The following is a 15,536-nucleotide window of genomic DNA, read 5'->3' on the forward strand; positions in this document are numbered from 1 at the left end:
CCTGTCCTTTTCGTTTTGGGTTAAATAGTTCCTGCTGAAACAGTAGATTCCACACCGTTTTTCCAGATAATAATTCCGTCTAGGGCAGCGATGCCTTTCCCTTCTTCGAACACCCATAATGGATTTATGTCCATCTCACTAATTTTTTCCTTATGCTGTGCCGCAAACTGTGAAACCTGCACAATGGCCTCCGTCAGGGCAGAAACATCTCTTTTCTTTTTACCTCTGGTTCCTTCTAACAAAGGATAACCCTTTAGTTCTTTTAACATATCAAAGGCTTCTTGTTTACTAACTGGTGCCCGGCGAATCGAAGCATCCTTTAGCACTTCGATGAAAATTCCGCCAAGACCGCAAACAATTAAAGGTCCAAATTGGGGGTCTTGTTTTACCCCAATAAACATTTCGATTCCTTCATCTTGAAACATCTCCTCCGCTAGAATTCCTTCGATCTTTGCATCCGGAGCATATTGTTTAACAGATTGCAAGATTTCGTCAAAGGCATTCTCTAGTTGAAGAGAATTTTGAATGTTAATCTTCACACCGCCTGCGTCTGTTTTATGCAGAACATCACGGGAAATTACTTTACATACAACCGGATATTGGAGATGTTCTTTTGCTGCTTCTAAGTGGCTCCGATCTTTAATGAGCGTGCCCTTTGGAACGCGGATGTCCAGCTTTGAAAGCTCTTCCTTGACACGTTCCTCTGTCCAAATCCCTGTCATTTCTCCCCCAGACTTTTCGATATTCTGATTTTCCGGCACTTGGTGCCCTGTTTCTTCTTTCCTGCAGAATGCAGAAAAATCGACTAAATATTTTAAAGCCATCATTGTTTTATAAGAGGTAGAGAAAACGGGAACGCCAGCTTCTTGCAGAATGGCTCTTCCTTCACCGGTCAACTCACTGGTTCCTGTGATTGTGACAAGAATCGGTTTGTCTGTTAATTTATCAATCTCAGCTATTTTTTGACAGATCTTCTTTCCCAGATTGCCGCCAAACGTAGTTTGAAAAACTATGGCATCAATGTCTTGATCATTAATCAGAACCTCAAGTGTATCCGTTAAAATATGCTGTTCCTTTAGTGCTTGAGCAGTTACATCAATTGGATTCAGCGCTGAACCGTATGGAGGGATAATGGCTTTAATTTCTGTAGCTGTTTCCGCAGATAAACGAACCATTTCCAATCCTAACACTTCGCTATAATCTGCCATGGCAATTCCTGCTGCACCCGAATTGGATATAGTGACAACACGGTTGCCAGCAGTCTTCTTGCCTCTCCTAAAAACCTTCATGGCATCAATCATGTCATCGACATCATTTACGGAAATGAATCCATATTGTTTGGCAATAGCTTGGAACGTTTCTTCTGATCCAGTTAAGGAAGCCGTATGGGATAAAGCGGCTTGCCTGCCAATTTCAGAACGGCCAGACTTTAATAAAATAACTGGTTTATTCAACCTTTTAGAGGTTTTGGAAATTTCAATCAGCATTTCCCCATCAGGTATGCCTTCAAGATAACCCGCCACGACTTGTGTATCTTTATCCTCGAGCATATATTCGATGCAATCAAGCGAATGAATATCCATTTGGTTTCCTGTATTGACGATATAAGAAAAACCTATATTCTCCTCTTGAGCTAATCCAAATAAGGAAAATCCGATCGCACCACTTTGGGAGGCAAAACCAACATTGCCCGGTTGGAATCCTTTTTCTGTTTCAAAAGAGGTAGCAAAACCCATAGGGATTGTCTTTTTAACGTTTAATAAGCCTACGCAATTCGGACCCAGTATGTGAATCCCCGCTTCCTTAGCATTTTTCAAAACTTGTTCCTGCAGCTTTCTTCCTTCTTCACCAACCTCAGCAAATCCTGAGCCGAATAGAACCAGATGGTGGATTTGTTTCTTTTTACAATCTTCCAGAATTTGCAGCATCCGTTTGGAGGAAACTGCAATTAAAGCGACATCAACTTCTCCGGGAATATCTAAAAGGCTTGGATAACAAGGAATTCCCTGAATTTCATCATATTTTGGATTAACAGGATAAATTTTTCCCTTATAATTGTGATGAATTAAGTTTTTTATTGGTTTACCACTTATAGAGGTAAAGTCCTTCGATACACCAACAATCGCGATCGATTGGGGATTCAAAAAGCGGTCAATCGCATTTATTTTTGACATATTTTAAACCTCCTGTCCTTTTTCCTTGTTGACATTTAGTGAAACTTTAATTTTAAAGAGATAGATTAATCCCAAGACAACGAGTCCGATAATCAGCAAATATAGATTCATGAAAAACATCAATAACCCTCCAGCAAATAACAATAACCGTTCTACAATTTTTAACGCTCCTGCTCCTAAAAGGTATCCTTCGAGTGATGAAGCAATCATAAATATCCCTATAATTGACAGAACTATGCTAAGAACTGTCTCTAAAGGCTCGCCGCGTCCAATTAAGATGGCCGGGTTGTAAATCATAAAGAAAGGCACTATGAACTTTACAGAGCCGAGCTGCACCGCTTGAAAACCTGTTTTCATCGGACTGGCACCAGCGATACTTGCCGTGGCAAACGCAGCTAATGCAACAGGCGGTGTGATATAAGAAACAGTTGCCCAGTAGACCACATATAAATGGGCGGCAATAGGATCCACACCAACGGCTATCAAGGCCGGTGCCATGATAACTGCTAAGAACACATATACGGCAGATACTGTCATCCCCATCCCTAGAATAAAACTAGTAAGCGCTCCGCCAATTAATATAAGGAAGGTGCTGTCTCCCGCTGCAGCAACTAGTTCTCTTGAAAGTGAAAATGATACTCCTGTAGCTGACAAAGCTCCGACGATAAAACCGACCCCTGCAATGATCACGACGATATCGGCTAATACTTTTCCAATTTCTAACAACATATCGAAAAGTTGCTTCTTGCTCATACGTGTTTCTTTTTTGATCATAGCGATAATCAGTAAGGCAACACTTGCGTAGTAAGGTGCCTGGCCTTCAGAATTTAAAAATCCTAAAAAGGCGATCATAATGAGAATAGCAAAGATATAATACCAGCCATCTTTCAATGTCTTCCAAAAAGATGGTACCTCTGATTTTGATAATCCTTTTAAATGATTCTTTGCGGCATATCCATCAATCTGAATAAATAACCCAAGGTAATAAAGGAAGGCAGGCACTGCCGCTGCAAGGGCGATATGATAGTAAGGTGTTGCCAAAAAAGAGGCCATAATAAATGCTGCAGAACCCATAATCGGCGGGGTAATGGTTCCGCCTGTCGAGGCAGTTGCTTCAATCGCAGCTGCATAGTACGGTTTATAACCAGACTTTTTCATTGCCGGAATCGTCATAGCACCAATAGTTACTGCATTTGAAACAGCACTTCCGCTTAACATACCAAAAAAAGCACTTCCAACAACGGCTACTTTTGCTGAGCCACCTCTGGTTCTCCCGAATAGAGATAGGGCCAGGTTAAAGAAGAAATCTCCTCCGCCAGTACGAGTGATCACTACGCCAAATACAAGAAAACCAAGAAGCAAGTTTCCGATCGTAGTATAAGCGATCCCAAAGACGCTATTGGAACTTAAAATATGGTTTCTAGCTAATGTTAAAAAGTCATAGGATTGACCCTGTAATAGACTGATAGGTACATTGGAAGCAACGAGGGGATAAAGGGAAATCACCAAGCAAATAAGGGATAAGACAAGGCCTGCAGTTCGACGAAGTGCTTCAAGTAATAAGGCCCATAACACAATACTGAAATATGTAGGAATGGTTGGAGCGTTCCAATCCCAGCCTTCTTCGATGATACGCTTTCCTTGTAAACCAAGGTAAACAGTAATGATGACCGAAACAGCAAAAAAGACAACATCATACCATTTGACGGATGTTTGAGTTTTCTTGGCAGGGAAAATTAAAAATGATATCGGCATAAAACAGCCTAGCAAATAGATGAGGTAAGCATTCTGGATGGGGTTAATTCCAAACAAATGGATATAAAACAACATATTAATAGAAAGAAAAACACCAATAACAGTGGAAACTGCCACGACTACTTTCCAAAAAAAATTAAGCCTTTCTGTTTTCAAGCGAGATCCCCCAATCTTATTATTATCGAATTTTTGACAGTCTCTCCGTTGCTGAGATTTTGAAAAAAAAGAATGTCAGCCAGCTTTTAGCGGCTGACTTTCTTTTTTATATATAAACTTATTTTATGAGTTCAGCCTTTTTCTCTAACCAATAGGCTGGAAACTTATCATTAGAAATGCCTTCCTTTTTAGATTCATCGACTACCTTATCCCAGGCAGTTTTTAGTTTCTTATATCTTTCGGCCAATGCATCATTTTTCGCTTGTTTTTCATCATTCCACAAACCTTTTTCTTTTAAGAACTTAATCGTCCCCTCGTGGAATGGGATACCGCGTGGCTCTGTCAACACTTTATCTTTAGAATATAGGGCCAAGTTTGGTATCGCCTTTTGATAGTCATTAAAGTTTTCATCCATAGCTTTTAATAACTGATAAACAGTATCTGCATCCTGGCTGGCATAACCGCCGATAAGATATCCATGACCTAAGACGTTTGTTGCGCTTTTCATACCAGCACCGTTATCCATTGTATATGGGAACAGCCATGATGCCGTCTTTTCTACACGTGCCCAGCCTTCCTTGTCATTAGGATCCATTTCAAGCCAGCGAATTCCGCCCTTACTGTCTGCTTCAAACATGGTAGAAGCGGTTGGATTAATTCCGGCTACGTCGATTTGCCCTTGTAGCAGAGCATCACCTTGTCCTGCATAGGAAGTAATATCCACCGGTTTTACATCGTCCCATGAGAGACCTGCAAAGGCCAACATTGCTTCGTTTTTAATATTAACGGAGGAATTACCAGTAATTCTAGGAACCCTCTTTCCTTTTAAATCTGCAATCGATTTAATATCCGAATCTTTTCGAACCGCAAACCCAAATTGACTAATTGGTGCCCAAATGGCCCTTACATCTTGAGGACCCCAATCGGGTTTCGCAAATTCTTCCATTGCTTCAAAAGAAAATTGAATTTCATCACCCAATTTTCCAATAGAAGCTTGATTACTCTTTAATGGCAGCATTCGTCCTACCCCGCTGGCGGATGGAAGCATCCTAATTTGTGTTCCATATTTACTAGTCAATGTGTTTGCAATTGCTGACATTTCTGCGTATCCACCGGATCCAACATCGTATACGCTCCATGTCATTTGTTTGGGAAGTGAGATAACACTAGAAGCTGTGGAAGAACCTTTGTTTGAAGCTGGTTTTTTCTCAGTTCCGCTGCTTTTCAGTGATCCATTACTGCTGCAGCCTACCAATAAAATGGAGAGTAAAAAGATAGCCATTAAGAATTTTAGCGGTTTTTTCAACATCCATAATCCCCCTTCATTTAAAGCCTTCCTACCTGAAAGAGATGTTACATCATTACTTTTTCAGGCAGGAAACCGTTTTCATATTTCTACTAAATTTATTTTATATACAAAATTTATTTACGTCAATGAAATTTTATAAAATTCAGTATTTTCCGTTAACATATATTTCATATAATGAAAAAAAGAGCTATTGGTCGTTATGATAGGAATTCCTCATAGTGTTTGCAAAGTTGAAACATTGTGAAAGGATCTTAACAGATGAGGTTTTTAAACTAATAGAATAGTTTTCGCTATAAACCAAAACTATTTCCGTTTCGGATTCCGTGCCTTCTTGGTTTAAGGCTAGAGGAGCATCAGTATTTGATGTTCCCTCCTAGTGGTCATGTTAGATAGCTCTTGGTTTAAATTTCGGTAATGTAAAATCTCCTTCTACTTGAAAGACCACTTCAACTGGCATATCACATTCTACTTTATCTATATCTACATCAATGATATTACTAAGCATACGAACCCCTTCGTCTAATTCGATCAATGCGACAACGTACGGAACTTCATCTTTAAATGCCGGGCCCCCTGGTCGTCTTGCTATGGTAAAGGAATAAACCTTTCCAACTCCAGAGGATTGCACCCATTGGACTTTTTCAGAAAAACAATTTGGACATAAGACCCGTGGATAAAAAATGTAGCTGGAGCAGTCCTCACATTTTTGAATCAATAGTTTATGCTCTTTACACCCTTGCCAAAATACATAGGAGTCTCCATCAGGTATAGGCATCGGTTTTTCTATCATTTTTAATCCCTCCCTAAAATAACCACGGATGTAGAGGAAAGCGTTCCGCCTGTTCCCGCCACAAGAGAAATTTTTGAATTTTTCACTTGCCTCTCTCCCGCCTCTTCTCTCAACTGACGCACAGCTTCAATTAACAAGAAGATTCCATACATTCCAGGGTGAGCATAGGATAGCCCCCCGCCATTTGTGTTCAAAGGAAAATCCCCGCCTGGAGCTGTTCGCTGATTCGAAACAAAATCCCCTCCCTCTCCAGGTTTACAAAAACCTAGAGACTCTAGTGTAAGTAAAACAGTAATCGTGAAAGAATCATAGATTTGCACAACATCAATTTCATCATGAGTGACTCCTGCCATCTCAAATGCTCTCTTTCCTGAGACAGCCGCTGAAGTTACTGTTAAATCCGGCATTGCTTGAATGGACCAGTGGCTGTGAGACTCTCCTTGTCCTAGAACCCATACCGGTTTTTTTCGGCAGTCTTTGGCCCGTTCAGCTGAGACCAAAACAATCGCACCCGCCCCATCCGTAACTAAACAGCAATCTAGTAAATGTAATGGGTCACAGATCATTGGTGAAGTTAAAACATCTTCAATCGTTAAATGATCACGAATCGTAGCGTGTGGATTTAATTGCGCCCATTTTCTGGTAGCTACTGCAATTTCCGCCAATTGTTCAGGCTTTGTCCCATATTGGTGCATATGGCGATGGGCTGCCATAGCGTAGGCACCTGCAGGCGACGGCAATCCATATGGAGTTTCGTATTGAGCCGTTAAGACTGGCGGTCGTCCGGCCAATGTACGCGATTTTTCAGAGCGTTGCGTACTCCCATAGAGGATTAAAGCTACTTCACATAATCCTGATTGAATGGCTGCAGCCGCATGGCCGACATGCGCTTCAAAGGCTGATCCGCCTATTTGAGTGGAATCGGTATACTTCGGTTGAATCCCTAAGTATTCAGATACCACAACAGATGGAAAGGAACCGATGCCAGGTAATCCCCAAAGTCCGGCAACAAAAATCCCATCGACATCATCCTTTGATAATCCAGCATCCTCTAATGCTCTTTTTGCAGCAATCGCCTGTATTTGTAAAACCGAATGACCGTGTTTTACTTTTCCTTTCTCAAGTTCAACATCTCCAACGCCGACAATAGCAGCTGCCCGTTTGATTGACATCTTTTCACCTACCCTTTATTTTTTTTGTTACGCACAGAAGTCGTTCTCGTTCCTTTATTTGGTAAATAATTAAATTGTTATTCCTTGAGGTTTTTCAGAAGGTGAAAGCAAGTTTTGCATGACAAATTCAATCATGATCGACGGATGGGTAATATGGTAAAGATGGTAAATAGAAGATTTGTACCAATAATGAATGCTTTCTTCCCATGTAAAGCCCATTCCACCGTGAAGCTGGATCGCATCTTCACAGACTTTTTTATACATTTCTGTACTAAAATAGCGGCTTGCCATAACATTCAATAAGTTTTTATCCTGATTTGTTTCCTGTTGAGCTGCTATATAAAAACTGTAGCTGCGCGCTTTTTCAATAGCGACATGCATATCGGCAATCATATGTTTCACCGCTTGGAAGGATCCAACTGGAACTCCAAATTGCTTCCGCTGGGTCACATAATGAATGGTTCTTTTTAATACTTCGTCTGCACCGCCAATGATTTCTCCATTAGTACAAAGTAAATACTGGATAACTTGCTCATTTAACAATTCTTGGTGGTCAGTGTCGAATCCATGAATAAAATCCACTTTATTAATCCAAACATGATCAAGCTGGATGGTTCCTTGCGATTTGGCCAGTTCCACTGATTCCTCGGCTGAAACCGTTACCCCCTCCAGGCTGGTATTTAATAATGCTAGAGAAACACCCCCGCTACTGTCACTTACCGGCAATAGACAATAATCTGAGTGCTGGATAAACGGGATATGTTTGATTTCACCTGTCAATTGAATTCGGCTGCTTTCCTGATTTGCTATTTTGATAGATGGCCAATTGAAGTCTATTCCGTTTTGGGACTTTGCCAGCCGAGGCAAGGCCGCGGTGATGAGGCTCTCTCCAGAAAGCAAGAGGTCTAATTGTTGTTGTTGAACAGCCGATAATTTTAATTGACTTAGGAGCGGGACAATGAAGCCAGCTGTTAACAAATAAGGTCCCGGAAAAGGTCTTTCTCCAAACGATTCTGACAGATACATCAAGTCAAGAGTTGTCATATCCTCAAAGACCTGCCATTTTCCTTGTGCCAGTATTCCGAGCCAGCCATTATCTGCCAGTTTCCTCCATGCATCCTTTGAAAAGCCGTGTTTTTTTTCGACTATTTCTTTAAAATGTTCCAGTGTCATTTCTTTTTTTAACAATGATTGCAGAGCCTTTTTTAACATTTTCTGCTGTTCAGAAAAGCGGTATTCCATTATGCTCTCCCCCCCTTTGAGCTTGGCAGTCCCAGAGATTTAGCAATAATATTTTTTTGAACTTGTGTCGTACCGGCATAGATCGTTTCGGCTCGTGAGATAAGAAATTTCTGTAACCAAACTTCATGTTCTCCTTTAACTAACGATTCTTCTCCTAGAACTTCCACGCCTAAATCAAGTAAATCTTGATGACTTTCACTCCATACTAGTTTGGCTATGGCGGGGATGGCACCGTTTTCATCACCTTGAGCAATAAGGGCAATATTCCGTAAGGAGATACTTTTTAATATTTCACAGGATAAATAGGACTGTACTAATTTATTTTGCAGGACGGAGCTGATTGCTTGCGAGTTGCCATTGTCCATCTGTTTTTGAAATAGTGAAACTAGCTGCCGGAATTCTTGCTGCATTTTTAAGGCGCGCTGCGCAAAATGAATTCCACGTTCGTTGGCTAGCGAATAATTAGCCATCTCCCACCCGTTATTTATTTCTCCAACGACATCCTCGATTGGAACAACGGCATCATCCAGAAAAACTTCAGCCAGTTCTGATTCACCGGCAATATTTTTTATTGGCCGTACTGTGACTCCTGGCTGTTTCAAATCTAAGATCATCAGGCTAATGCCTTTGTATCTGGATTCTCCCGTTCGGACCAAGATATAGCATTTATTTGCATAGGGAGCATAAGATGTCCATACTTTTTGACCATTTAATACATAATGGTCCCCTTTACGTTCTGCTTTTGTTTGAAGACCAGCTAAATCCGATCCGGCAATCGGTTCTGAGAAACCTTGACACCATATGTCGTCATGATAAAGCATCCGGGGTAGATAGTGCTTCTTTTGTTCTTCTGTTCCATAGCGAATTAATGTCATTCCAAAAATGCCAATTCCATTGGAATTTAACACTTCGGGTGCATTGATCCGTACTAATTCTTCAATATAAACTAACTGTTGTTCCAGCGTTAATCCGAGGCCGCCATACTCTTTTGGCCAAGCAGGTGCTACCCATCCTCCTTGACCCAACATTTTGCCCCACGTTCTTCGTCTTTCCACCAATTCCTCGCCAGTTACTTCATAGTTCCACTCCTTTGGAAAGTTGGCCATTAACCAGGTGCGAAAAGACTCGCGAAAAGACTCCGCCTCTTGTGAGTACTCAAAATTCATTCAGCTTTCCCGCCTTTCATAGCTCATATTTTGATGGCACACAGCTTCAAAGGTGCCTGACACCTAGAATACTCCCTCATTGTTCATTGCTATCCCTAAAATATTTCTATTATTTTGGTATTACATGAAACGTCCGCCAGTCACTTCTAAAACATTACCTGTCATGTAATCTGAATAATCGGAACAAAGGAATACCACAGCTTTGGCAATATCCAATGGTTCCCCGATTCTATTCATTGGGATTTCAGCAATCTTTATTTGCCGAACTTTCTCTGGCACCGCACGTGTCATATCCGTGTCAATAAAGCCAGGCTGCACCGCATTCACATTTACTTGGAATTTAGCAAGCTCTTTTGCTGCAGCCTTTGTCATTCCGACAAGCCCTGCCTTTGCTCCGGCGTAATTCACTTGGCCCATATTTCCCACTTTTCCGGCGATCGATGAAATATTAACGATCTTACCTTTTTGTTCCTGTCTCATATGAATGGCCGCCGCCTGCATACAAAAGAAGGTTCCTTTCATATGTACAGCTATTACTTGATCGAATTGCTCTTCCGTCATCTTGTGTAACATGGCATCCCTTGTAATTCCGGCATTGTTTACAAGAATATCTAAACCTCCAAATGTGTCAATCGCTGCTTGAATTAGTCCGTGAGCACTTTCTTTTTGCGAAACATCTACCTGGTAAGCTAAGCCTTTTGTTCCCAGTTTTTCAATTTCCTTCGCAACTTGCAGGGCAGATTCTAAATTTAAATCTCCAACCACCACATTTGCCCCATGCTTTGCTAGAAATAACGAGATTTCTCTGCCAATTCCTTGTCCTGCCCCGGTTACCACCGCTATTTTTCCGTTTAATTCCATTTCAAGTCACTCCTATATATTAAGATGATGAAAGAAAGGAAACATTTGTTAATCTAATCAAGATTTTATATTTAAAAAAATTTTTTGTCAATGAAATATCGTAATATTTAGAAGATTAAAACCATTGGTTGTACTGAGGAAGGAAGACCATTATGATTTGGTTCTCTTCCAGTGAGTTTAGTGGTAAAAAATAAAAAAGGAACGTCGATGGGGATACGTTCCTTTAGATGATTATTTAGATATATAAATTTTTTATAAAAAAGACTTATTTTTTACTTACGTAACCGCTTATTTTGAAACTAACTTCCTGTCCAACTCTTTTAATGAGTTCGCCCATTTTTACAATTTCTTTATCGTTAAATTGGGCGGTCATACCAATAATTGAAATGGCCATATCCACAGATCCGTCAGTATTAAAAAGAGGTGCCGAGATCCCTACGATTCCATCAATGTACTCTCCAAAGGTTGTGGCATATCCATTCTCTCGGATGGTTGGCAATTCTTTTATCAGTTCTTGAATCTCCTCTGAAGACATTGTTCGCAGTCCTTCATTGGTATGTAAAAGTTCGACAGCATCTTCTTCTTCCATATAAGCTAATAAACATTTACCATAGGAACCATCAATGACTGAAAAATGCCTTCCTACCGATACATTAATTCCAAACTCTTCCCCCTCAGACTTAGCAATAATGGTTGAGCGTTTTTTACCAATTCTGCTGACAAGAAAAGCTGTTAGTCCCGTTTTTTCTGAAAGACTCTCCAAGTACGGAATAATGACAGAGATATCAAATTGATTTTCTTTTGCTCTTTCCCCTAAGACAACCAGATACGGGCCAAGACTATACCGCTTTGAACTTTTATCAAAACGAACAATCGATAGTTCCTCTAACTTTTGCAAAATCCGAAAACAAGTAGTTGGGGTAAGGGAAAGCGCTTTAGAAATCTCAGTTAAATTACTTTTACTAAATTTTTTTCGGCTTAGTAAAGTTAATATTTTGAACGCACTATCAACAGCTGGAACGTTGTATTTGGGCTTTTTCTTTTCTTCAATACCATTCATATTATCTTCCATTCAAATTCCCCTTTAATTTTAAAATAATAGGCTCTAAGTAAAGCAATTTTTATTGACTGTATCTTCGAGATCTTTAAATTACCATTTTAATAATTTTATATATAAAAAATTTTTTTGTCAAAGAAAAACACTCCTTTTCTCCTATATTTCTGTGACATCGTCACCCTCTTATTGGCATCTAGAAAAAAAGACAACACTTCGCAAACCATACGGATCTGACTCAGCGGACATAAAATCTTCGTTTCTGCTCATACTATATTTATAAAATATTTTAATGAATTGAGGTTTTGGAAAATGGATGAAATGAGAACTACAAATCAAGTAGAAGAAGTAAATAAACACCTAAAAGAGATTCCCAAGGAAGTCGAAGCAAGAAGCATTGAAAATCAGCCTCAAACTGGTAAAAACGAGAAAGCGATCGAGCCATTTTAAACACATTAGGCCTGTAGGTATTGGTGTAGCTAGAATAGTAATAAAAACAGAGTATGGGAATTTTCCATACTCTGTTTTTATTTAATGGCATTGGCACAGACCCAAGTCTGGGCCTGTGCTTTTAAAAGGAACCCCTTACTATTGTTGTGGTGCAGAAGGAGTTGAAATGCTTTGTAATGCCTCTTCTGCCTCGTTTGCATATTGATTTTGTACGGCTAAATCACCTAAAGCAACCATTCCTACGATTTGTCCATTTTCCACTACCGGCAGTCGGCGTATTTGCTGCTCTGCCATTAAATCTGCTGCCTGATGAACATCCATATCAGGTGTACCTTGTACAATTTGCTGTGCAGTCATGACTTCAGATACTGGTGTTTGTGGATCTTCACCTTGAGCTGTCGTACGAAGGGTAATATCGCGATCTGTTACAATTCCAACAATTTGTTTGCTGTTATTTACTACTGGGATCGCTCCGATATTATATTCGCTCATTAACGCTGCAGCTTCCTGTACGGTTTGTGTTTCGTTAACTGTAACAACATTCGATGTCATAATGTCTCTTAATTGTGCCATGAAAATTCCTCCCATCATATTTACCTTTATAGGATAGGGAACATTGGCGATATTATTAATGGAATTTTTTTCAAATTTTTTAAACAGGAAATATCGCCCATTACCAATTAATCATTTTTAATTTTCCTAATAGTCAGATAAAAATATTACAAAAAATCATAAAAATACCACAAATGGAATCTTGAGATGCTTTATTATAATGAGATTGACATCATAGTGAGAGCGTTTTCAAAAAAGGTAGTATGGAGGTGAAGAGTGGATAAAAAGTAAAATCTTTATTCCAATTTGGGGAGGTTGGAGAGATGTTTAAAGTAGGAAAAAAATTCAAGAAACTTGTGTGGTCTACATTTGTATCGAGCGTAGCTGTCGCATCCATAGCGGGCGGAGCATTTTCTGTACAGCCAACACAGGCAAACGCTGAACAGGCCGCTGTTTCATCCCAGCTGCCTTGGATGGATACGTCGCTTTCGCCTGAAAAACGTACCGAACTGCTTATCAATGCCATGACGCTTGACCAGAAAATCCAACAGCTTGCTGGGCAACGTGGAGCAATTCCGGAACTGCCTGAATGCGGATCACCTGGCAGGCACGTTCCTGGAATCCCTGAACTTGGGATCCCAACATTCAGAATTACCAATGGTCCTGTAGGTCTTGGCGGCGGTGACTGCAGCCCGCAGGATAAGGCCACCGCTTTACCGGTTGCCCTTGGACTTGCAGCCAGTTTTGACCCGAGTCTTGCCTACTCTTTCGGTGACTTAATGGGGGGTGAGGCCCGCACGCTTGGGCTGCACGAGCTCGAAGCACCAGGCATGAATCTTGCACGCTTGGGCGAGAACGGCCGTAATTTCGAATACATGGGTGAAGACCCTTATCTCGCTGGTGTTTTATCTTCTAAAGAAATTCAGGGAATCCAAGATAATGATATTATCGCCATGTCAAAGCATTACGTACTTAATGATCAAGAACAAAACCGTGGATCTGTGAACGTTAACATCGACGAAAATGTACTTCATGAGCTTTACCTTCTCCCATTTGAAATGTCAGTAAAGGATGGCAACGTTGGTTCCATTATGTGCTCCTACAACCGGGTAAGCGGAACCTACGCCTGTGAGAACGACTATCTGTTGAATACCGTTTTGCGCGATCAGTGGGGATTCAAAGGGTACGTGCAGTCTGACTTTGGTGCCACCCATTCGACTGCCCCAGCGCTTAACGCCGGATTGGATTTTGAAATGCAAAGTGCCAGATTCTTCAACACTGCCAACATTAATGCCGCACTTGCGGACGGCAGCCTAACAATGGATACCGTTGACCAAGCTCTTAGTCGCCGGTATATCCAAATGTTCAAATATGGAATTTTCGACCGTTCGATTGTACGTGGTACGATCGATGCTGAAACGAACGGTTCGAAATCACGTGAGATTGCAGAACAGACAGCTGTATTGCTGAAGAATGAGGGTAACCTGCTTCCGCTCAATCCATCTGTAAAATCAATTGCCTTAATCGGTAAGTCAACCTATGTTGACGCCGCCGTTGCAGGAGGTGGCGGCAGTTCGCGGGTAAGTCCGCTATATACCGTTTCACCACTGCAGGGACTTCAAAATACTTTAACTAAACTAGGCTCTAACACAGCGATTACGAAGGTAACCGTGGCTAATGATAATAGTAATCTTAACGAAGCTGTTGCTGCGGCTAAAAATGCAGACATTGTCATCCTTATGGCTGGTGTTGTGACCAGCGAGGGTCGTGACCGCCCTAGCTTGTCCTTGCCTGACAGCCAGGATGAAATGATTTCAGCTGTTACAGAAGCGAACAAGAAAACGGCTTTAATCCTTAAAGATGGGGATCCTGTTCTTATGCCATGGGTTAATGAAGTCCCATCAATCCTAGAGGCTTGGAATCCAGGTCAGGAAGACGGCAATGTTGTCGCTAACTTGTTATTTGGTCTTGCCAACCCTTCCGGAAAGCTTCCCGTGACCTATCCAGTTTCCAAAGCGGACACACCAACAAGCACTGCAGAGCGCTACCCAGGCGTTAATCAAGGTGTACTGGACAGCACGGGCAAAGAAATTCCGCAAGTGTACTATTCTGAAGGTTTAGAAATGGGTTACCGCTGGTACGATGCACAAGGCATCAAGCCTCTTTTTGCATTTGGTCATGGTCTGTCCTATACAAACTTTGACATTTCTAGACTAGTTGTGACGCCGAAGACAACGGACGGGACTAAGAAAATTCAGGTATCCTTCTTCGTAGAAAATACCGGAAAAGTTGCGGGTGCGGAAGTACCGCAAGTATACGTAGGTCTGCCTAAAAATGCAAACGAACCACCTAAGCGGCTTGTTGGATTTGAGAAAGTCTGGCTTAACCCAGGTGAAAAGAAACATGTGACGATTACCATTGACCCAGCTACAAGCAACCACCCGCTGTCCATCTGGGATTCCAATGCTGATACTTGGAAAACATTAGATGGTGAGTACAAAGTATTCGTTGGCAACTCTTCTGACAACATTACTTTGACAGATTCCATCAACGTGCGGACCCCAGCGGGCTATAGTAAATAAGGTCGTTTAATAAGTAAAGAAGCTGGCGAAAACGTTCTGTTTTACGCCTAACGCGTTTACTTTAGAGGTGCAAACGTTTTAAAACATATAGGAAAACGCACTTGAATTCCGAATATAATTCACAGTGCGTTTTTTATTGATTAATCAAAATTTCGGTAGCCTTTTGTTGCTTATTTTGTCCTAATTCACATTGTAAATCACTCGGTATGAAATAATTATTGTAGGGTGGGTGAATTATTTGCAAAATAAGCGGAGTTTTTTCGGTTAGACTGC

At 40.9% G+C, this 15,536-nt stretch carries 12 protein-coding genes; 2 read left to right on the forward strand and 10 right to left on the reverse strand.

Going from position 1 to position 15,536, the window contains the following annotated elements; genetic code table 11:
- Positions 1 to 20: 20 nt before the first annotated feature.
- From ACFPA1_RS09070 to ACFPA1_RS09110, 9 genes are all read right to left on the reverse strand, one after another.
- Entirely contained in the window at positions 21 to 2,174 is a 2,154-nt protein-coding gene (locus ACFPA1_RS09070) for an acetate--CoA ligase family protein (protein ID WP_378582181.1), read from the reverse strand.
- A 3-nt stretch (positions 2,175 to 2,177) separates the two neighbouring features.
- Entirely contained in the window at positions 2,178 to 4,085 is a 1,908-nt protein-coding gene (locus tag ACFPA1_RS09075; protein WP_213145742.1) for a TRAP transporter permease, read from the reverse strand.
- A 118-nt stretch (positions 4,086 to 4,203) separates the two neighbouring features.
- Positions 4,204 to 5,394: a TAXI family TRAP transporter solute-binding subunit gene (locus ACFPA1_RS09080; protein ID WP_378582183.1), complete on the reverse strand. Its 1,191-nt coding sequence runs from the start codon at positions 5,392 to 5,394 to the stop codon at positions 4,204 to 4,206.
- Between the two features lie 385 nt (positions 5,395 to 5,779).
- Positions 5,780 to 6,184, reverse strand: a complete 405-nt coding sequence (locus tag ACFPA1_RS09085; protein ID WP_378582185.1) for a Zn-ribbon domain-containing OB-fold protein — start codon at positions 6,182 to 6,184, stop codon at positions 5,780 to 5,782.
- 2 nt (positions 6,185 to 6,186) lie between these two features.
- On the reverse strand, positions 6,187 to 7,356 hold the full coding sequence (locus tag ACFPA1_RS09090; protein WP_378582186.1) for an acetyl-CoA acetyltransferase: 1,170 nt from the start codon (positions 7,354 to 7,356) through the stop codon (positions 6,187 to 6,189).
- A 69-nt stretch (positions 7,357 to 7,425) separates the two neighbouring features.
- Positions 7,426 to 8,598: an acyl-CoA dehydrogenase family protein gene (locus ACFPA1_RS09095; RefSeq protein ID WP_378582188.1), complete on the reverse strand. Its 1,173-nt coding sequence runs from the start codon at positions 8,596 to 8,598 to the stop codon at positions 7,426 to 7,428.
- Positions 8,598 to 9,764, reverse strand: a complete 1,167-nt coding sequence (locus ACFPA1_RS09100; RefSeq protein ID WP_378582190.1) for an acyl-CoA dehydrogenase family protein — start codon at positions 9,762 to 9,764, stop codon at positions 8,598 to 8,600. The genes ACFPA1_RS09095 and ACFPA1_RS09100 overlap by 1 nt, the downstream gene beginning before the upstream one ends.
- Before the next feature lie 120 nt (positions 9,765 to 9,884).
- Positions 9,885 to 10,625: a 3-oxoacyl-ACP reductase FabG gene (fabG, locus tag ACFPA1_RS09105; protein WP_213145736.1), complete on the reverse strand. Its 741-nt coding sequence runs from the start codon at positions 10,623 to 10,625 to the stop codon at positions 9,885 to 9,887.
- Between the two features lie 265 nt (positions 10,626 to 10,890).
- Positions 10,891 to 11,697 carry an IclR family transcriptional regulator gene (locus tag ACFPA1_RS09110; RefSeq protein WP_378582192.1) on the reverse strand — a complete coding sequence of 269 codons (807 nt, stop codon included), beginning with the start codon at positions 11,695 to 11,697 and terminating at the stop codon, positions 10,891 to 10,893.
- A 294-nt stretch (positions 11,698 to 11,991) separates the two neighbouring features.
- Here ACFPA1_RS09110 and ACFPA1_RS09115 point away from each other — a divergent pair, with 294 nt between their 5' ends.
- Positions 11,992 to 12,129 carry a hypothetical protein gene (locus tag ACFPA1_RS09115; protein WP_165976406.1) on the forward strand — a complete coding sequence of 46 codons (138 nt, stop codon included), beginning with the start codon at positions 11,992 to 11,994 and terminating at the stop codon, positions 12,127 to 12,129.
- 138 nt (positions 12,130 to 12,267) lie between these two features.
- Here the strand turns inward: ACFPA1_RS09115 and ACFPA1_RS09120 are convergent, their stop codons facing one another.
- Positions 12,268 to 12,702, reverse strand: coding sequence for a CBS domain-containing protein (locus ACFPA1_RS09120; protein WP_378582194.1), 435 nt, complete (start codon positions 12,700 to 12,702; stop codon positions 12,268 to 12,270).
- Positions 12,703 to 13,004: 302 nt separating this feature from the next.
- On the opposite strand from ACFPA1_RS09120, the gene ACFPA1_RS09125 reads away from it, so the two are divergent.
- Entirely contained in the window at positions 13,005 to 15,263 is a 2,259-nt protein-coding gene (locus ACFPA1_RS09125; RefSeq protein ID WP_378582196.1) for a beta-glucosidase, read from the forward strand.
- The last annotated feature ends 273 nt before the right edge of the window (positions 15,264 to 15,536 follow it).

This window comes from Neobacillus sp. GCM10023253, from assembly GCF_042653105.1.
GTDB classification, from domain to species: Bacteria; Bacillota; Bacilli; order Bacillales; family Cytobacillaceae; genus Neobacillus; species Neobacillus citreus.